The 17,711-nt window shown below is 59.7% G+C and carries 20 protein-coding genes and 1 tRNA gene; 12 read left to right on the forward strand and 9 right to left on the reverse strand.

Annotated features, from left to right (window positions below; all coding sequences use genetic code 11):
* Window positions 1-37 precede the first annotated feature (37 nt).
* Window positions 38-1,357 carry an ATP-binding protein gene (locus ACZ1HN_RS13525; protein ID WP_299749145.1) on the forward strand — a complete coding sequence of 440 codons (1,320 nt, stop codon included), beginning with the start codon at window positions 38-40 and terminating at the stop codon, window positions 1,355-1,357.
* 75 nt (window positions 1,358-1,432) lie between these two features.
* A complete protein-coding gene (locus tag ACZ1HN_RS13530) occupies window positions 1,433-1,879 on the forward strand; it encodes a PaaI family thioesterase (protein ID WP_472727884.1) in 447 nt (148 codons plus the stop codon).
* An 8-nt stretch (window positions 1,880-1,887) separates the two neighbouring features.
* Here the strand turns inward: ACZ1HN_RS13530 and ACZ1HN_RS13535 are convergent.
* Window positions 1,888-1,964 (reverse strand) — tRNA-Ile (locus ACZ1HN_RS13535).
* A gap of 52 nt (window positions 1,965-2,016) precedes the next feature.
* On the reverse strand, window positions 2,017-3,108 hold the full coding sequence (locus tag ACZ1HN_RS13540; RefSeq protein WP_472727885.1) for a hypothetical protein: 1,092 nt from the start codon (window positions 3,106-3,108) through the stop codon (window positions 2,017-2,019).
* 192 nt (window positions 3,109-3,300) lie between these two features.
* Between ACZ1HN_RS13540 and purM the strand changes: the two genes are divergently transcribed.
* The 3 genes from purM to rnd all read left to right on the forward strand — a co-directional run bounded on the left by purM (window position 3,301) and on the right by rnd (window position 6,161).
* Window positions 3,301-4,347, forward strand: coding sequence for a phosphoribosylformylglycinamidine cyclo-ligase (gene purM, locus ACZ1HN_RS13545; RefSeq protein ID WP_472727886.1), 1,047 nt, complete (start codon window positions 3,301-3,303; stop codon window positions 4,345-4,347).
* Entirely contained in the window at window positions 4,344-4,934 is a 591-nt protein-coding gene (purN, locus tag ACZ1HN_RS13550; protein ID WP_299206875.1) for a phosphoribosylglycinamide formyltransferase, read from the forward strand. The genes purM and purN overlap by 4 nt, the downstream gene beginning before the upstream one ends.
* Before the next feature lie 66 nt (window positions 4,935-5,000).
* On the forward strand, window positions 5,001-6,161 hold the full coding sequence (gene rnd / locus ACZ1HN_RS13555; RefSeq protein ID WP_472727887.1) for a ribonuclease D: 1,161 nt from the start codon (window positions 5,001-5,003) through the stop codon (window positions 6,159-6,161).
* Between the two features lie 9 nt (window positions 6,162-6,170).
* Here rnd and ACZ1HN_RS13560 read toward each other — a convergent pair whose 3' ends face one another.
* Entirely contained in the window at window positions 6,171-6,704 is a 534-nt protein-coding gene (locus ACZ1HN_RS13560; protein ID WP_299206871.1) for a hypothetical protein, read from the reverse strand.
* 136 nt (window positions 6,705-6,840) lie between these two features.
* On the opposite strand from ACZ1HN_RS13560, the gene ACZ1HN_RS13565 reads away from it, so the two are divergent.
* Window positions 6,841-7,248 carry a SufE family protein gene (locus ACZ1HN_RS13565; RefSeq protein ID WP_299703717.1) on the forward strand — a complete coding sequence of 136 codons (408 nt, stop codon included), beginning with the start codon at window positions 6,841-6,843 and terminating at the stop codon, window positions 7,246-7,248.
* A 90-nt stretch (window positions 7,249-7,338) separates the two neighbouring features.
* Here ACZ1HN_RS13565 and ACZ1HN_RS13570 read toward each other — a convergent pair whose 3' ends face one another.
* Genes ACZ1HN_RS13570 through ACZ1HN_RS13580 form a run of 3 tightly spaced genes read right to left on the reverse strand, consistent with a single transcriptional unit; the run spans window position 7,339 to window position 9,243 of the window.
* Window positions 7,339-7,971, reverse strand: a complete 633-nt coding sequence (locus ACZ1HN_RS13570) for a DUF1638 domain-containing protein (protein ID WP_472727889.1) — start codon at window positions 7,969-7,971, stop codon at window positions 7,339-7,341.
* On the reverse strand, window positions 7,962-8,507 hold the full coding sequence (locus ACZ1HN_RS13575; protein WP_472727890.1) for a thioredoxin family protein: 546 nt from the start codon (window positions 8,505-8,507) through the stop codon (window positions 7,962-7,964). The genes ACZ1HN_RS13570 and ACZ1HN_RS13575 overlap by 10 nt, the downstream gene beginning before the upstream one ends.
* A 34-nt stretch (window positions 8,508-8,541) precedes the next feature.
* A complete protein-coding gene (locus tag ACZ1HN_RS13580; protein ID WP_299748937.1) occupies window positions 8,542-9,243 on the reverse strand; it encodes a corrinoid protein in 702 nt (233 codons plus the stop codon).
* A 208-nt stretch (window positions 9,244-9,451) separates the two neighbouring features.
* Between ACZ1HN_RS13580 and ACZ1HN_RS13585 the strand changes: the two genes are divergently transcribed.
* On the forward strand, window positions 9,452-10,528 hold the full coding sequence (locus ACZ1HN_RS13585) for a PA0069 family radical SAM protein (RefSeq protein ID WP_472727891.1): 1,077 nt from the start codon (window positions 9,452-9,454) through the stop codon (window positions 10,526-10,528).
* Here the strand turns inward: ACZ1HN_RS13585 and bmt are convergent.
* Complete coding sequence (gene bmt, locus ACZ1HN_RS13590) at window positions 10,525-11,541, reverse strand: betaine--homocysteine S-methyltransferase (RefSeq protein WP_472727892.1); 1,017 nt, start codon at window positions 11,539-11,541, stop codon at window positions 10,525-10,527. The two genes, ACZ1HN_RS13585 and bmt, sit on opposite strands and share 4 nt — an antisense overlap.
* A gap of 36 nt (window positions 11,542-11,577) precedes the next feature.
* Window positions 11,578-12,225, reverse strand: a complete 648-nt coding sequence (locus tag ACZ1HN_RS13595) for a DUF2156 domain-containing protein (RefSeq protein WP_472727893.1) — start codon at window positions 12,223-12,225, stop codon at window positions 11,578-11,580.
* Window positions 12,226-12,642: 417 nt separating this feature from the next.
* On the opposite strand from ACZ1HN_RS13595, the gene ACZ1HN_RS13600 reads away from it, so the two are divergent.
* A complete protein-coding gene (locus ACZ1HN_RS13600; RefSeq protein ID WP_472727894.1) occupies window positions 12,643-13,179 on the forward strand; it encodes a hypothetical protein in 537 nt (178 codons plus the stop codon).
* A gap of 458 nt (window positions 13,180-13,637) precedes the next feature.
* Here ACZ1HN_RS13600 and ACZ1HN_RS13605 read toward each other — a convergent pair whose 3' ends face one another.
* A complete protein-coding gene (locus ACZ1HN_RS13605; protein WP_299605644.1) occupies window positions 13,638-13,955 on the reverse strand; it encodes a DUF1476 domain-containing protein in 318 nt (105 codons plus the stop codon).
* Window positions 13,956-14,105: 150 nt separating this feature from the next.
* On the opposite strand from ACZ1HN_RS13605, the gene purC reads away from it, so the two are divergent.
* From purC to ACZ1HN_RS13625, 4 genes are all read left to right on the forward strand, one after another.
* On the forward strand, window positions 14,106-14,867 hold the full coding sequence (gene purC, locus ACZ1HN_RS13610) for a phosphoribosylaminoimidazolesuccinocarboxamide synthase (RefSeq protein ID WP_299206856.1): 762 nt from the start codon (window positions 14,106-14,108) through the stop codon (window positions 14,865-14,867).
* Between the two features lie 11 nt (window positions 14,868-14,878).
* A complete protein-coding gene (gene purS / locus ACZ1HN_RS13615; RefSeq protein WP_299702501.1) occupies window positions 14,879-15,109 on the forward strand; it encodes a phosphoribosylformylglycinamidine synthase subunit PurS in 231 nt (76 codons plus the stop codon).
* 109 nt (window positions 15,110-15,218) lie between these two features.
* Window positions 15,219-15,887: a phosphoribosylformylglycinamidine synthase subunit PurQ gene (gene purQ, locus ACZ1HN_RS13620; protein WP_299206852.1), complete on the forward strand. Its 669-nt coding sequence runs from the start codon at window positions 15,219-15,221 to the stop codon at window positions 15,885-15,887.
* Window positions 15,888-15,924: 37 nt separating this feature from the next.
* Window positions 15,925-17,706 (forward strand): sensor histidine kinase, encoded by a 1,782-nt coding sequence (locus ACZ1HN_RS13625; protein ID WP_299605638.1) that lies wholly within the window; start codon window positions 15,925-15,927, stop codon window positions 17,704-17,706.
* The last annotated feature ends 5 nt before the right edge of the window (window positions 17,707-17,711 follow it).

Raw genomic sequence — 17,711 nt, forward strand, 5'->3', positions numbered from 1 at the left:
CTTTCGTCTGGGATCGCGGCTCGATAGGGTTTACGCCATGTCCTTTGCCTGGCTCAAACATTATATGCCCCGTGGCATCTACGCGCGCGCCGCGCTGATCCTTCTTCTGCCGGTTGTGGTCGTGCAGCTTGTCGTGTCTGTCCTTTTCGCACAGCGCCATTTCGAAGGTGTGACGGTTCAGATGGCTGACACGGTCGAGCGCGAGATAAACCTAGTATTGAACGTTTTGTCTGATCTGCCACCTGACGCCGATGTGACGCAGGCCGTACTAGATGCAACCGGTCCGCTGGCCATGATTGTGCAGCGTATTCCGGAGGAGGCACTGGATGCGCCCAATCAACGCGATTGGGATGACTTTTCCGGGCGTGTTGTGATCCGACGTCTGGGGGAGACGATCCCAGCGATCCGTTCCTTCGATCTGTCCGGGAGCGGTTTGGTGCAGATTGCAGTCGAAAGCGGGACTGGGCCGGTTTCCATCACCTTTGACAGACGCCGCGTTTCGGCTCGAAACCCGCACCAATTGCTGGTCTACATGGTCGTCTTCTCGGTCCTGACGACCTTTGTGTCGTTTATCTATCTGCGCAATCAGCTGCGCCCGATCCGGAGGCTTGCAAGGGCTGCCGAAGCTTTTGGCCGGGGACGTCATCTGGCCTATGTACCGGCGGGTGCCACTGAGTTGCGGGCAGCCGGGACTGCTTTTGTCGACATGCGCAACAGGATCGAAAGGCAGATGGAGACACGGACACTCATGTTGTCAGGCGTTAGCCATGATCTGCGCACGCCTCTGACGCGGATGCGATTGGCCCTTTCGATGGTCGATGACGACACGCGCGACGCTTTGGAAGCGGATGTCGACGACATGCAGAACATGATCGACGCGTTTCTTGACTTCGCGAAGGGCGACGGGGAAAGCGAGCCAAAGGCGGTAGATCCGATTGCACTGGCCCAAACACTCGTCGAAGATGCGCAGCGGGGTGATCAACCGGTGACGTTGCACGAGGTGAATGGGCAGGGCACGGTCATGCTGCGCCCGATAGCGATGCGCCGGGCGCTTGGTAACTTGATCAGCAACGCGGTGCGCTACGGCAGGCGCGCCGAGGTCAGCGTGGCACTTACCGAGAAGTCGCTGCGTTTCCGGGTTGAAGATGATGGTCCGGGCATTCCAGAAGACCGCCGCGCTGATGCGCAGCGCCCCTTCACCCGTCTTGATCCGTCGCGAAATCAGGACAAAGGCGGTAGTGTCGGGCTGGGATTGGCCATCGCCACCGACATTGCGCGCGCGCATGGTGGCGTGCTGCGCCTCGGCGAAAGCGAGCGGCTCGGTGGTCTGCGTGCCGATATCGTCATCGCCCGGTGACGTGCCGCAGCGGCACGCTTGCCGCGCAGGACGGATCGGTTTTACTGGCGACACAGCACAGCAGGAGCGCCTGAAATGACACCGTATGACATGATCCGCGACCAACTCGGCAAGGCGGTGCCATTTGCCAACCACGTTGGGGTTGAACTGCTTGAAGTTGGCGACGGTATTGGTGTCGCAGCACTGGACCAACGGCCTGAAACATCCAACCACATCCAGAGCCAGCATGCAGGGGCCATGTTCACCCTGGGCGAAGCCGCATCAGGTGCTGCCCTTGCTGGTGCTTTTGGTCCCATGATCTTTCAGGCGCGGCCCGTCGCATCCGGCGCCAACATCTCTTACGTCAAGATCGCGAAGGGGCGTCTTGAGGCCCACGCCAAAACCGAACGTCCGGGGCCGGAACTGGTCAAGGAACTGCAAGAAGTGGGCAAGACGGCCTTCGACATCATTGTTGATATCCGCGACGACGATGGTGATACGGTTGTCACTATGACGGTCGGCTGGCACGTCCGCAAAGCATGAAGGGCGGTTGGTAGGCCCGGCAGGACTTGAACCCGCAACCAAAGCGTTATGAGCGCTCTGCTCTAACCAATTGAGCTACAGGCCCGCCTGATCCCGGGGATAGCATCGCCACCCCGGGTGTCAAGACAGGCGACGGCTTAGAACCGGTAGCGTGCACCGATAAAGACAGCGTCAATATCCCGAAAGGATTCGGTCGGCGTTTCCGCGCTAAATGTGCGGAAGCCGCCGTAGACCTCGGTGTTCAGTCGATCGATCTTTTGCACCGCGAAAATACTGTAGCTTTCAGAGTCGCTGCCGTTCACCGCCTGATCGCTGCCATCATAGAAATCGACAGCGAATGACGTGCTGCCCCACGGCAGAAGATCCTGCTTCTGATACCCCAGTTTCACATAGTTAAAGCCGGGGTCTTCACGACCGGCTGTATCCAGGTCGTCGGTCCCGGATGCAAAGGTGACATTCAGGCCAGTAGGGTCGTGAAAGGCCGAAACTGAGCCCGCAACCCGATCCACCTCGTCAATCTGGGCATAGGCGATACCGCCACGCACACGCACATCGCCGAACGTTCGAGTGTACCGGATGGCAATGTCGTTATTGCTATCTTCGCCGAAGGAAACGGATGCCACAAGACCACCGCCAAACGTGGGCGTGTCGTAGCGGAAACGTTCGACCCTGCTGATACCGTCGAAGTTTGAGAAGAAATTGCCGACAGTGTTGCCGCTAAAACCACCCGCAGCCGTGCGGAATATCTGGCCGCCCGCAATCAGGCCCACGTCGGAGTAGTTACCAAGGGATGTTCCCGAAAGGTCAATCTCTGAAATCCCGTTCGAGGCAGCGTCGCCTTGTCCATAGGCGAAGTTACCGTAGGGCGTGTTCGCAAACAGCTCGAACTTGCGTTCGTTGGAAACGGATGAGCTGATGTCCGAATTCAATTGGCTGACGGAATTTGATGAGGAGAACTCGAACTCATACTCTACCAGGGCACCGATGACATAGTTTCCGAAGCTGTAAGCTGCCCGCGCGGTCAACCGTGTCGATGAGTTGTCGTTGTCCACGAAGAACTCGTTGCTCTCTACTCCGTCATCCGTGAACAGGAAGGCGCGGTTGATCTGACCACCCAAGGTGAAAGAAAAGCCGCCATCCTGAACGTCGACAATCTCGGCCTGGGCAGCGGGCACTGAAAGCGAGATCGCCGTCAGGGATGATCCAATGAGCAGGCGGTGAAACGTCATGGCGATGTCCTTTGAGTGGTTGGTGCAAGAACTGTGTCACGTTCTCACAGCCTCGAATACGAGGTGTCACGAGAGGGTGACGCGCTGTGAGGGGCGCGTGAAACGCGGCGCAGCGGCGCAGAACTGCATTTCCTTTTGCAACGCCACCTGTCTTCACGTTAAGGGGCAGGCGAGCCCCCGGGGAGATTGAGAATGACCAGTAACAAGAACGGACTGACCTATGCGCAGGCCGGTGTCGATATCGACGCAGGCAACGCTCTGGTCGAGCGGATCAAACCGGCTGCCGCAGCCACGAAACGGGCAGGGGTTGCATCCGGGCTGGGTGGCTTCGGGGGATTGTTCGATCTGAAAGCTGCCGGTTTTGTCGATCCGGTGCTGGTGGCCGCCACGGATGGTGTCGGGACCAAGCTGCGGATCGCTATCGATACCGGAAACGTGGACGGCGTGGGTGTCGATCTGGTGGCGATGTGCGTCAATGATCTGGTCTGCCAAGGCGCGGAGCCGCTGTTCTTTCTGGATTACTTCGCCACCGGCAAACTGGAACTCGATCAGGCAGCACGTATCATCGAAGGTATTGCGCGGGGGTGTGAGGCCTCCGGATGCGCATTGATCGGTGGTGAGACCGCAGAGATGCCGGGAATGTATCCTGCGGGTGACTTTGATCTTGCCGGTTTCTCCGTTGGCGCAATGGAGCGGGGTACGGCCCTGCCAGCGGGCGTGGTCGAGGGCGATGTGCTTTTGGGATTGGCCTCAGACGGTGTGCATTCCAACGGATACTCGCTGGTCCGCAAGATCGTCGAAACCTCTGGGTTTGGCTGGGACGATGCTTGCCCATGGGGCGAAGGAAGCCTTGGCACGACCCTGCTGACGCCCACGCGGCTTTACGTCAAGGCGGCGCTGGCTGCGATCAAGGCGGGCGGCGTGCACGGCTTTGCCCACATCACCGGCGGTGGTCTGACCGAAAACCTGCCGCGTGTGCTGCCCGAGGGGATGGCTGTGCATGTGGATTTGGACGCATGGGAACTGCCATCGGTCTTCCAATGGCTTGCGGCGCAAGGCGGCATGGATCAAGCCGAAATGCTCAAGACCTTCAACGCCGGTATCGGGATGGTTGTGGTTGTGGACCCGGCCTCTGAAGCCGATGTGACAGCCGCACTCGAAGCCGAAGGGCAGGTCGTGATCCGGATCGGCGCGGTCGAAGCAGGGCAGGGCGTGCGCTACTCCGGGGCGCTTCTTTGAACAAACGTGTCGGGATCTTTGTCTCGGGTGGCGGATCAAACATGCGTGCGCTGGTCGAGGACATGGATGCGTCGCATCCCGCCACGCCGATCGTCGTTGTTTCGAACAAGGCCGATGCTGGTGGTATCGCGTGGGCGAAAGACGCCGGGCTTGCCACGGTGGTGGTCGATCACCGGCCTTTCGGAAAGGATCGTGCCGGGTTTGAGGCGGCGATCTCGGAAGCCCTTGATCCCTTTGAGTTGGACCTGATTTGCCTGGCCGGGTTCATGCGCGTGCTCACGGCAGGTTTCGTGACGCCATGGCGCGGGCGCATGTTGAACATTCATCCCTCGCTTCTGCCCAAGTACCGTGGTTTGCACACCCATGCCCGAGCGCTTGAAGCGGGCGATACCGAACACGGCTGCACCGTGCATCTGGTCACGCCCGAACTGGATGATGGCCCGATTCTCGGACAGGCGCGTGTGCCCGTTCGGCCGGGCGATACGCCGGACGATTTGGCCGCCCGGGTGCTGCAGCAAGAGCACATTTTATACCCGGCTGTGCTGCGCCGATTTGCCTCTGGCGATCGAACGCCCCTCCTGCTCTAGCCAGCGTGCGCGTGTTGGTGTAGGACCGGACAACCAGACGGTGAAAAGCAACAAAAAGAACCACCCATGAGAACTATCACAACCACGGACGCGTTGGCTGAATTCTGTACCGAGGCCCGCGCGCACCCGTATGTGACCGTCGATACAGAATTCCTGCGCGAACGGACTTATTACTCGAAACTCTGCCTTGTGCAGCTGGCCATGCCCGGCACAGATGACAGCAATGCCGTGCTGGTTGACCCGCTGGCTGATGGCTTGTCGCTTGAGCCGCTCTACGACCTTTTCCGCGACAGATCGGTGGTCAAGGTGTTCCACGCCGCACGGCAGGACCTCGAGATTTTCTATGTTGATGCGCAGGTCTTTCCCGAACCGCTGTTCGACACGCAGGTGGCCGCGATGGTCTGCGGCTTTGGCGAACAGGTGGGATATGAGACACTGGTGCGCAAGATCGCTAAGCAGTCACTCGACAAGACCTCACGCTTTACCGATTGGTCGCGGCGGCCTCTGACGGACGCGCAGAAAACCTATGCGATTGCGGACGTGACGCACCTGCGGCAAATCTACGAATTCCTCGCGGACAAGCTGTCAGAAAGCGGGCGTGCGCGTTGGGTGTCGGAAGAACTTCAGACGCTGCTCAGCCCCGACACCTACATCATCAAGCCTGATGACGCCTGGAAACGGGTCAAGACACGCACGCACTCGGCACGGTTCCTTGCGGTGGTCCGGGAATTGGCCGCGTTCCGCGAAACCCACGCACAGACACGCAATATCCCTCGCAACCGGGTGTTCAAGGATGATGCGCTGGTGGAACTGGCCAGCAACAAACCGAAATCTTTTGAGGACTTGAGCCGCTCACGACTGCTGCTGCGTGAGGCGCGTAAGGGCGACATCGCTGACGGCATCCTTGCCGCGGTCCAGCGCGGTGTGGACATGGACCCCGACATGATGCCGCGTCCCGACCGGTCTCGCGAAAAGCTGCAGGTAAACCCGGCCCTGGCCGACCTGCTGCGGGTGTTGCTCAAGGCCAAAACGGAAAGTGCGGGTGTTGCGGCCAAGTTGATTGCCTCTGCTGCGGACTTGGATGCGTTGGCGGCAGGGGTGCGGGATGTTCCTGCGCTGCAGGGCTGGCGGTCCGAAGTGTTCGGAACGGATGCGTTGAGGCTGTGCGACGGACGTGTTGCGCTTACGGCCAACGGGGCCGATGTTCAGATCATTCCACTGGATTGACGCGCTGTATCAGCGCCGCGTGGTTGATTGCGCGTTGCGCAATCCCTCAACACGGATCACGCGGATCTCGGCCAATTCCTGATCGGTCAGGCGGCGGGCAGCCGTGACCGTGCGCACACGCTGGCTGAGCGTGCGTGTGGGGCGGTCAGAGTGAATGCCTCGCAACTGATAGGTCAGCACACCGTCAACGGGCAGGTTTTCGTCGCTCTCGGTGGTCAGACGCACGTCATACACACGGTCCTCGCCCGCGATGCCGGTGGCCCGTACGATGGCGCCTCCGGGGACCGGTTCAATCACCAGATCAGTGATCTGATCAATAGGGGTGCCGACATAGAGTTCCGTCTGGTCGCGCAGACTGGAAAACAGGCCCGCCCGTCGCGTTTCCGGGATCAGCGGGTTGGTCGCAGCCCTCGGGTCGGGCTGAACTGGTCCGGACCGGCTGTTGCCAAACCAGTTGATCGGGTTCACCCGGCTGTCACGCACAGCGGCGCAGGCCGACAGGGTCAAAGTGGCAACCAGAAGGGCAGGTAAGATCAGGCGCATTGTCCGCTCGCATATTTGCTTTTGGCACATGTGGTAGCGGATGCAGGCGCTGTTGAAAAGCATCCATTGCTGCTCTGGACCTTTGCGGCTGCTGCACCTAGGTCACAAAGGCACAGGCATGATGTGGGGACACCGGATGGCAACGGCCAGCTTTGAAGAGATCGTGGAAGATTTTGAGTTTCTCGAGGATTGGGAAGACCGTTATCGTTATGTGATCGAGCAGGGCAAGGCGATGGACCCTTTGCCCGCTGCGCTCAAGGTGCCTGCAACCAAGGTTGACGGCTGTGCCAGCCAGGTCTGGCTGCATCCGCAGATCGAAAACGGGATATTCCGATTTGACGGCGAAAGCGATGCAATGATCGTGAAGGGGCTGATTGCAGTGCTGCGCAGGCTATACAACGGCTTGCCGGTGGCCGAGGTGCGGGCCGTGGATGCGCGGGCCGAAATGGCGCGGCTGGGGCTGAACGACCACCTGTCGGCGCAACGGTCAAATGGGCTTCGGGCCATGATCGCGCGGATCCAGTTGGTGGCCGCGGCTGCGTGATCCTGAGGCCGCCAGAGGCGGCACCATGATTCAGGGGGCTGCCCCGCCTGCGGCGCCCCAGTCGTATTTTCCGGTCAGAAGAAGGTGCTGTTAGAGTCGCTTCAGAGTGGTTTGCAGGTCACCATAGCCTGTAAAGCGACGTTCAAAGGTCAGTCCCAGTGTGTGTGCCGCGGCGCGCGCCTTCTCGGTAAGGCTCGGATCATTGGTCTGGGCCTGGTAAACGAGCTTTTCATAATTGCCGAAATACATGTCCCGCAGTTCGGGATGGCGGTCGAGCCCCATGGGTTTGATTACGAAGGCTTCGAACTGGCGGACGAGGAAATCAGTCAGGTAGAAGGTGGTGATTTCACTTTCACTTTGCGCTTCAAATCTTTCATTTCCCTCGAAAAAACTGTAGCAGTGTGGGCCCGCGATCATCTCTACACCCATCTCGGCACAGGCGGCTTGCAGCAGGCCGCCCGTCCCGCAATCCGCATAGACCACAAAGATGGTTTCATAGGCGTCACGGTGCCTGGTGACCGCGTCACGCACCGCCTCCGTGATCTTGTCAGGGAACAAGTGGTACTTGGCGGGCAGGCAGGTCAGATCCATGTGATCCCAGCCGTTTGTGCGTTTGAGATCCAGTATCTCGCGGGCGAGCGCACCGCAGGCAATCAGCAAGATACGTCCCGCGCCCATGGCGGGCAGGCCGGAGTCAGTCAATTGGGCGTCTGTCAGCGCCATTTGATCGAACACCCCATGCTGGGCGTCTGGTCTTGGGGACCGTGTCCGGTTTCGGCCACCTGCCGCATGGCGTTTAGCAACTCGGGCACGCGATCTTTGGCGTCACCCATACGTGTGTCGTCTAGCCGCCCCCGGTATTGCAACTGTCCATCGCGGTTGAAGCCGAAGAAATCGGGTGTGCATACAGCGCCATAGGCGCGCGCAACGGACTGATCCGCGTCGATGAGATAGGGAAAGTCAAACCCGTGTTTTGCCGCAAAACCGGGCATTTTGTCCGGGGCATCAGCGGGGTAGGCGGCATAGTCATTGGCGTTGATGGCAATCACGCCGATACCCAGTGTTTTCAGGGCCTTTGCATCCGCCGCCAGTCGGTCCGCAATCGCGATGACATAGGGGCAATGATTGCAGATGAACGCCACAAGCACGCCGTTCTTACCCATGTGTTCTGACAGGTTATGCACGGCGCCATGCGCGTCCGCGAGGCTGAACTGTGGCGCTGGCGCGCCAAAGTCGCAGATCGGTGTATCAAGCAGCATGTCGTCCTCCGGTTGGGCCGGGGCGACAGGACAGTTAGCCTGCCGCCATCTGGTTATGCTTGCGGGCCACGAATTCCTTGGCCGTTTCGACTGCCACGGCCGCGTCGCGGCAATAGGCGTCGGCGCCGATGGCCTTGCCGAACTCTTCATTCAGCGGCGCGCCACCCACCAGAACGATATAGTCATCCCGAATGCCCTGTTCGACCATCGTGTCGATCACGACCTTCATATAAGGCATAGTAGTGGTCAGCAGCGCCGACATGCCCAGAATGTCAGGACCTTCCTGTTCGATCGCTTCCAGATAGTTTTCGACCGGGTTGTTGATGCCCAGATCAACCACCTCGAAACCTGCGCCTTCCATCATCATCGACACAAGGTTCTTGCCGATGTCGTGGATGTCGCCCTTGACCGTTCCGATGACCATCTTGCCAACGCGCGGTGCGCCGGTTTCGGCGAGCAGCGGCTTGAGGATAAACATGCCGCCCTTCATCGCGTTTGCAGCGAGCAGCACTTCGGGTACGAACAGGATACCGTCACGGAAGTCGTGGCCGACGATGGTCATACCGCCGACCAGCGCCTTGGTCAGGATATCATAGGGTGCCCAGCCGCGTTCGAGCAGGATGTTGACCGCTTCCTCGATCTCTTCCTTGAGACCGTCGTAGAGGTCGTCGAACATCTGCTGGACAAGCTCTTCGTCATCAAGTTCGGACAGGATGATTTCGTCTTCGTCTGACATGGGCATTCCTCTTGAGTGGGTGCCGGACCCGGTGCCTGGTTTTTTTGAGTTATCGTTCAGAATGTCGCAGGTGGACTGTCTGAATTGCGACATGGGCCGCTTCGCGTGCGACGCTGAGTGTCACTTTTGTGTGCTGTTGTATGCCGATGCGGCGTCTTGTGATGCGTTCATTCTGGAAAATGTTCCCGTTGTGTTCTAGTGTGGGCGTATGAAACCCGATCTGCAAACTCACACCCCCAAGGCCCGCGGCGCCGTGTCCAACGCAGTCAGCCGGTATGACAAGGTCAGCCGTCACGCCGAGGCCGATGGATGGGAAATGGTGGAGGACCTGCCGACCCTGAGGACGGAGGTCAGCATCGAACACCCGCGCAGCTTGATCAGCTACAACCGGTCTCCCGATCTGCCGTTTGATCGATCGATCAATCCTTACCGTGGGTGCGAACACGGCTGTGTCTACTGTTTTGCCCGGCCCACCCACGCCTATCTGGGGCTGTCTCCGGGGCTGGATTTCGAAACGCGACTTGTGGCGCGACCTGATGCGCCAGACGTGCTGCGCGCCGAACTGGCCCGCAAAGGTTACAAGGTGGCAACGCTCGCCATTGGCACCAACACGGACCCGTACCAGCCCATCGATCGCACGCACGAGATCATGCGCCGTTGCCTTGAGGTGCTGGAAGCCTGCGACCATCCCGTCGCCATCGTGACCAAGGGCACGCTGATCGAACGCGACATCGACATCCTTGCGCGTATGGCGGCCAAGGGGTTGGCGCGGGTTGGCTTGTCCGTCACCACCCTCGATCCCGAACTGTCCCGCGCGATGGAGCCGCGCGCGCCCACGCCCAAGCGACGGCTCGTAACGATGCGCAGATTGACAGGGGCGGGCATTCCGGTCCGCATCATGGCCTCGCCCATGGTGCCCGCACTCACCGATCCCGAGCTTGAGGCGATCCTTGGCGCGGGCGCGGCGGCCGGGGCGGGCAGTGCCAGCTGGATCATGCTGCGCCTGCCGCAAGAGGTGTCGCCGCTCTGGCAGGAGTGGCTTGCCGCGCATTATCCCGACCGCGCACACCGCATCATGTCGCGCCTGCGCGAAATGCACGGGGGCAAGGATTACGATGCCCGCTGGGGGCACCGGATGCGGGGCGAAGGACCCTATGCCGAGATTGTCGCACATCGGTTCAAAGTGGCCGTCAAGCGTCTGGGGTTGAAGGAAAATCTGGCACCGATGCGCACCGACCTGTTTCGACCGCCGCGCGCACCCAGTGCCCAGCTGAGCCTGTTCTAGGCCGCACGCCGTCCACGGCGCTTGCGGGTCGGGCGGTTGTCATCATCACCGGTGCCATCACTGGCGGAAGAAAATGCACCCATCGCTTCAACAATTGCATCCAGCGACGGGGCCGCCTGCACGGCGCGCGTGTCTAACGCCTCGCGCATCTTCTCCAGATGGGCCGGGGTCGTGCCACAGCAACCGCCAATGATGGTCGCACCACAACTACGCGCCATGGCGGCATAGTCCCCCATCAACTCCGGCGTGCCATCATAGTGAATATGCCCGTCGTGGTATTTCGGAATGCCCGCATTGCCCTTGGCGATGATGGGCAGCGTCGTACCGGTGGCGGCAAAGCCCAGCACCGTGCGCAGCAGGTCTGAGGCGCCCGTGCCGCAATTGGCACCAAAAGCCACGGGCGGGAAATCCAGCCCAGCCACCAGCGTCGCCATATCTGTACTTGTCACACCCATCATCGTGCGGCCCGCGGTGTCAAAGCTCATGGTACCGACCCAAGGCAACTCCGCCCGGGCAAATCCTTCTGCGGCAGCCGTGTATTCTTCGGGGGCCGAAATGGTCTCCAACCAACCGATATCTGCGCCGCCCGCCTTCAATCCGGCGGCGGTTTCGTGAAACATCTCGACCGCGTCTGCGTGGGTCAGGCTGCCGACAGGTTCCATGATATCGCCAGTCGGACCAACCGAGCCTGCAACGATCACCTTGCGTCCGGCGGCATCCGCGACCTCGCGACCAAGTTCGGCGGCGATCTTGCTCAGTTCGAAGGCACGGTGGCCGGCGTCATGCAGCTTGAGCCGCGATGCGTTGGCGCCAAAGGAGTTGGTTAGAAACACGTCGCTTCCCGCGTCAACGGCCCCTTTGTACAGCGCCTTGATCTTCTGGGGTTCCTCCTCGTTCCACAACTCGGGGGCGTCACCTGACATCAGGCCCATGGCAAACAGATTGGTGCCCGTGGCACCATCGGCCAACAAAGTGCCTTTTTCGGTCAGAAGAGTGGTCAGAGCATCCGACATGGGGAAACCTTTCGCGCGAAGAGTTTCGATCACATGTCATGCCGCCGAACGTGAGGCCAGTTCATAATTCTCATCTTCATGATGAGCTGCGTTTGCATTTGCTTCTAGCATGTGGTTCGGCAACGGATCAGGGGCGCGCACGGTACGGGCGATATCAGCCAAGCCCAGCACCAGGCCAGCCCAGGTTGGAGCGGCGGCATATCGGGGAACCCAGCGCGGGGCAAATGCGGATTTGAATTGGCGTAACCCCGTGCCTCCGGCATGACGGACAGCCACCTGAGCCGCCCAACGCCACATTGGGCTTGCCGGGTCTGGGCAGGCAGTGACCGATGCAAGGCTGACGCGCTTGCACCCCATGGCCTTTGCATCCATCAGGGCCTGATGAACAAGGGCATGCATCGTACCATCGGGTGCGTCGGCGCCATGACGCATGATGTCCAGGCACCAGTCCGATGGGCCATGATGAAATGTGGCGAACCCGACGAGTTTGTTGCCTGAATATGCGCTGACAACCCATTGCTGCGAAATGTAATTCGGGCAATACCGTCCCATACTTCCGCCGCGCGCGGATCCGCATTGGGCTTGCCATTCTGCATCGACATTGGCTGCTGATTGCGGCGGCAAAGAGGCATCCGACCGCAAGGTGATCCCGGCCTTTTGCGCCGCCCGCAGCTTGCGGCGCAATCTTCGGCGTAGGGGGTGTCGATATCGTAGTGCGCCAAATCGATAATGGCATCATCGGCAATGTGCAGCACGGCCCAACCGCCACTACTCGCCAATTGGGCCAACCGCTGCCCGGATTTGTAAAGCAATGGAATGCGCCCATGTGCCCGCGCGGTACCGCACAACCACGTCAATACAGAGGTGTCAGCGCGGCCCTCCGGGTCCGTAAACAGAGTGCGGGTTTGCGATGTGGGCCAGATCGGTGCGCTGCTGCCGGATGTTGCCGGATCGACCTGACCACCGTTCTGGCGCAGGGCCTGCGCTTCGCTGCGTGGCAATGCTTGCCACGGCGGCACAGCTTGGTGCCACTTGGTCACGGCGGGCAGGGGACGCAACATGGCGAGGATGGCCAGACAGGCCGGGGCGGCATAATAGACGATGCGAAACGCAAGGATGGCTGCCAGAACACCCGCCTCGACCCCGGCACCGGCGGGCAACGCCGACACGAGGATCAATTCGAAGGGACCGACGCCGCCGGGTGTGTTCGACATCAATCCACAGCCCAGGGCGACCATGAACAGCGGTAACAGCACCTCAAAGGCCATTGTGCCGGAGGGCAGCAGCACCCAAAGCGCCGCCGCTGCGAGGGCCATGTCGGCCAGCGCCCAGATCAGGATCGAACCGGCGATGCGCAGGCTGGGCAGTGGGATCGCGTGGCGTCCAATGCGCAAGGTCGGGCACCAGAATAGCAATGCGGCACAGGCGGGCAGCAGGGCAATGGCGCCGACAGACAAGGGGATCGTCCATGCGGGGGCTGGCAAAACGGCGCTGACCAGCCCTGTCACGCACGCCCAGGCCACGACGAAGGTTAGTGACACCAGCGTGGACAGTTTCAACGCCTGCGTCACACTCATCCCCGGCAGCATGCGCCACCGTGCCAGGGCACCCGACACCAGGCCAAAGCCCACCGTTTGACCAATGGCGATTCCGACAGCCCCGGTGATGCGTGCCTGGCCTTCGGGTACACCGGTGCCAAGAGTCCGATGTGCCTGTACGTCATATTGGGCGACGGCGAAAAAGCTTCCAAGGGTCAGAACAGCGGCCAGGCCCCATTGTAAGATCGAGATTTCGGCCAGCTGTTGTGGCAGACTGGCCACCACGTCCATCGGGATTTGGCGCGCCAGAAGCATGACACATGCCGTAAGGATAGTCATCGGCATGCCGACCCGAAGGGCGGTGCGCACCACCGCCAATGCCTGAATTCTGTGCATGTACCGACCCTTTCCCGCAGTCCCCAATCAAGGGCTAGCGGGCAAGGGTGTGCTATTTCTTAACGGGCGGGAGGCAACTGGTGACAATGCAAATCAAAAAGCGCGCACCGGTAAAGGCGCGCGCTTCGTTTCACATCAATTTTAAGCTTCAAGCCAATGATACTACTCTAGTTCACTCATCAACTGAGCTTTCGCCTCTGCCATCAGTTCAGCCATCTTGGCGCGGATTGTGGCCTCATCCGCCTTCGCACCAAGATCACCCGCCACCTTGCGGTAGACGTCCTCGTGCCCCGCTTCTTCGAAGTCGGATTTCACAACTTCACGTGCATATTCTTCGGCGGCGTCGCCGGTCTTGCCCATCAGGTCGGCGGCCCACAGGCCCAGCAGCTTGTTACGGCGGGCGTCCGCCTTGAACTGCATTTCCGCGTCATGGGCGAATTTGTTTTCAAAAGCGCTTTCGCGCTCGTCAAAGGTGCTCATTGGTCACCCCCTTTCTGGCTTGTCTTTCCTCCAGATATGCAGGCCAAGGCACGCCGCGCAACCCCATTGCTTGCGGCATTTGGGTCGATTGCTTATGAGGTGCCCATCGGCAGGGAGACTCATCACCCCTGCACACGCGAAAGGACGCCCATGGCGCGACGCAAAAAGATTTACGAAGGCAAGGCCAAGGTTCTGTACGAAGGCCCCGAACCCGGCACGATTGTTCAATACTTTAAGGATGACGCCACCGCCTTCAACGCCCAGAAGAAAGACGTGATCGAAGGCAAGGGTGTTTTGAATAACCGCCTCAGCGAATTCTTCATGACTGGCCTCGGCCAGATCGGCGTGCCAACGCACTTCCTCAAGCGTCTGAACATGCGTGAACAGTTGGTGCGCGCCTGCGAGATCGTGCCGCTTGAAGTGATCGTGCGCAACTATGCGGCGGGCACCATGAGCGAACGGCTTGGGATCGAGGAGGGCACGCAATTGCCACGCCCGATCGTCGAATACTGCTACAAGGATGACAAGCTGGGCGACCCGCTGGTGACCGAAGAGCATATCGCCGCCTTTGGATGGGCCAGCCAACAGGACATGGACGACATCCTGTCCCTTGCCTTGCGGGTAAACGACTTTCTGAGCGGTGTCATGTTGGCGGTCGGTATCCGCCTTGTCGATTTCAAGATCGAGATTGGCCGCGTCTATGACGGGGACTTCATGCGCCTGATCGTTGCGGACGAGATCAGCCCGGACAGCTGCCGCTTGTGGGACATTGAGACAGGCCAGAAGCTCGACAAAGACGTGTTCCGTCGTGATCTCGGCAACCTGACCGATGCCTATACCGAGGTGGCCCGCCGTCTGGGTGTGATGCCAAAGAACGCGGCGCCCATTTCTAAACCGACGCTTATCAACTGAAAGAGACGAACATGAAAGCGACCGTGCATGTGATGTTGAAGAACGGTGTTCTGGACCCACAAGGCGAAGCAGTGCGTCACGCACTTGGTGCATTGGGCTTTGGTGGGGTGAATGGGGTGCGCCAGGGCAAGGTGATCGAACTCGACCTGGCGGATGGCACCAATGAAGCAGACGTGACGGCGATGTGCGAGAAGCTGTTGGCTAATACGGTGATCGAAAGCTATCGGGTGGAGATGAGCTGAGCCACCCGCGGCATTTTAAACCGATCTAGTGCAGTAGCTCGCTGGCCAAGCTTTATTGGAATCTTTTCCTCAGTAGCTGTCAAAACCTGAATACAAAGGAGCGCATAACGTGAAAGCTGCCGTTGTTGTTTTCCCCGGATCGAACTGTGATCGAGATCTCGCCGTCGCCTTTCGCAATGCGGGTGCGGATGTCGAAATGGTTTGGCATAAAGACACCGAGCTTCCTGCGGGCGTTGACATGGTGGGTGTACCGGGCGGCTTTTCCTTTGGCGACTACTTGCGGTGTGGTGCCATCGCGGCCAATTCACCGATCTGCAAAGCCGTTAAGGCGCATGCAGAGCAGGGCGGATATGTGTTTGGCGTATGTAATGGTTTTCAGGTCCTGACCGAGACCGGAATCCTGCCAGGTGCGCTACTACGCAATGCCGGGCTCAAGTACATCTGCAAAACGGTTGGCCTTAAAGTTGAGACGTCGCAATCGGCGTTTACCGAAGGCTACAATGCTGGCGATGTAATCGACATTCCCATTGCGCATCATGACGGAAACTACTTTGCAGACGACAGCACGTTGAATGCACTTGAGGGCGATGATCGCATTGCGTTCCGCTATACCGACAACCCGAACGGATCGCGCCATGACATTGCGGGTATTCTGTCTGAGAACCGCCGCGTCCTTGGTATGATGCCCCATCCGGAGCGGGCGGCGGACTCAGGCCATGGTGGGACCGATGGACAGGCGCTCTTTCGCGCAGTGGTGGGGCAATTGACGTCTGCGTGACTTGAGCCGGAACCATCGACGCCGTAGGTTCCTCTTCATGCCAGCTGCTGATCGATCCCCTGCGCCCCGCACATCCGCCACAAGTTGGCGTGTTCGAGCTGCGCTTGTCCTTTTGACCGTTGCAGCGGTCACAACAGTCTTTTTCACGAACCGGCTACTGACAGATCGGTTTACCGAAACCACGCGAAACAGGGCAGAGCTCAGGCTCGCACTGTACTCTGGTAACCTGCTAAGCGAACTGCGTCAGAGTCAGATTGTTCCACAGCTTCTGGCGCGCGACCCAACTCTGATTGGGGCGCTGAACAGTCAAGATTATCAGCAATCTACGCAACGCCTGATTTCCTTTGTAGAAGAGATTGGCGCGGCCAATCTATATCTGCTGGATCGTGACGGGCGGACTGTCGCTGCGACGGACCGCAATCGCCTTGGTTCCAATCACAGAACTGAACCCTTTTTCATTAATGCGCTGCGAGCGAGTGGTACCATTTTTACGCTTACTGAACGTGAGGCAGGCGGCTTCGACTTTACGTATTCTCGCCGTGTGACGGCGGGGGGCGATGTTCTGGGCGTGATCGCCGTCGAGGTGGATTTGCAAAAGTTCGAACGGGCTTGGGCCGGTATATCGGCTGCTGTATTGGTCACCGACAGCGCTGGTCAGATCATCTTGAGTACTGAACCGAGGTGGCGTGGACGCACGGAAGAGGATGCACTGGCACGCCAAACTCCACAGAGTGCGATCGAACGCGCCATTCGCGCAACTGCGGATTGGACCGCGCTGCCGCCCGATGCCTACTTGCAGGGCGAGGGTGTGATGCGTCTTGAAGCCCGCATTCCGTTTCGTGGCTGGCGAATGACGTCATTTACCACCTATGCTAGTGTTCGTGAGCGCGTGAACGGAGTTCTCGCACTTGAGATTATGGGATTCGCCATTCTTCTAGCGCTCGCATTTTATGCAATGAGCCGCAGGTCAGCTTTGCGGCTGGCGTTGTTCGCACGGGAGTCGGCAGAGCTTCGCCACCTGAATGTGCAGTTGCAGCGAGAAATCGCCGAGCGAAAACGGGTTCAGGAAGACCTTGCGCAGGCCGAACAAACCCTTGAGCAGTCGTCGAAACTCGCGGCATTGGGTGAGATGTCGGCAGCGGTCAGTCACGAGTTGAACCAGCCACTGGCAGCAATGAAAACCTATTTGGCCGGTGCGCGTCTGCTGCTGCGCAGAAACCGCCCGGATGAGGCGTTGGTCGGTTTTGGTCGCATCGATGATCTGATTGAGCGGATGGGCGCGATCACCCGCCAGCTCAAATCCTATGCACGCAAAGGTCAGGATGCGCTAAGCCCTGTAAATATGGGCGATGCGCTGGCGTCCAGCCTGTCGATGATGGAGCCGCAGCTGCGGCAGCGCCGGGTTCTGATTAACCGCGTTGTTCCCCCGGAACCGATAGAAGTTCTTGGCGACCGGATGCGGATCGAACAGGTGATGGTGAACCTATTGCGAAATGCCATAGACGCCACCAAGTCGGAACGGGAGCCACAGGTTGATATTATCCTGTCGGCGGGTGAGACGGCGACACTGACCGTGCGCGACAACGGACCGGGTATCGAAGATTTGGACAGCCTGTTCGAACCATTCTACACCACCAAGCAGCCGGGCGATGGCGTAGGGTTGGGCCTTGCTATCTCTTCCGGCATTGTAAACGATTTAGGCGGACGGTTGGTTGCACGCAACGGACAAGCGGGCGGTGCCGTCTTTGAAATGCAGCTTCCGATTCTCGATGACGAGGGTTCGGGGGGTGAAGACAACAAGATCAGAGCGGCGGAGTAAGCCAC

Source organism: Tateyamaria sp. GN1-10, assembly GCF_055693845.1.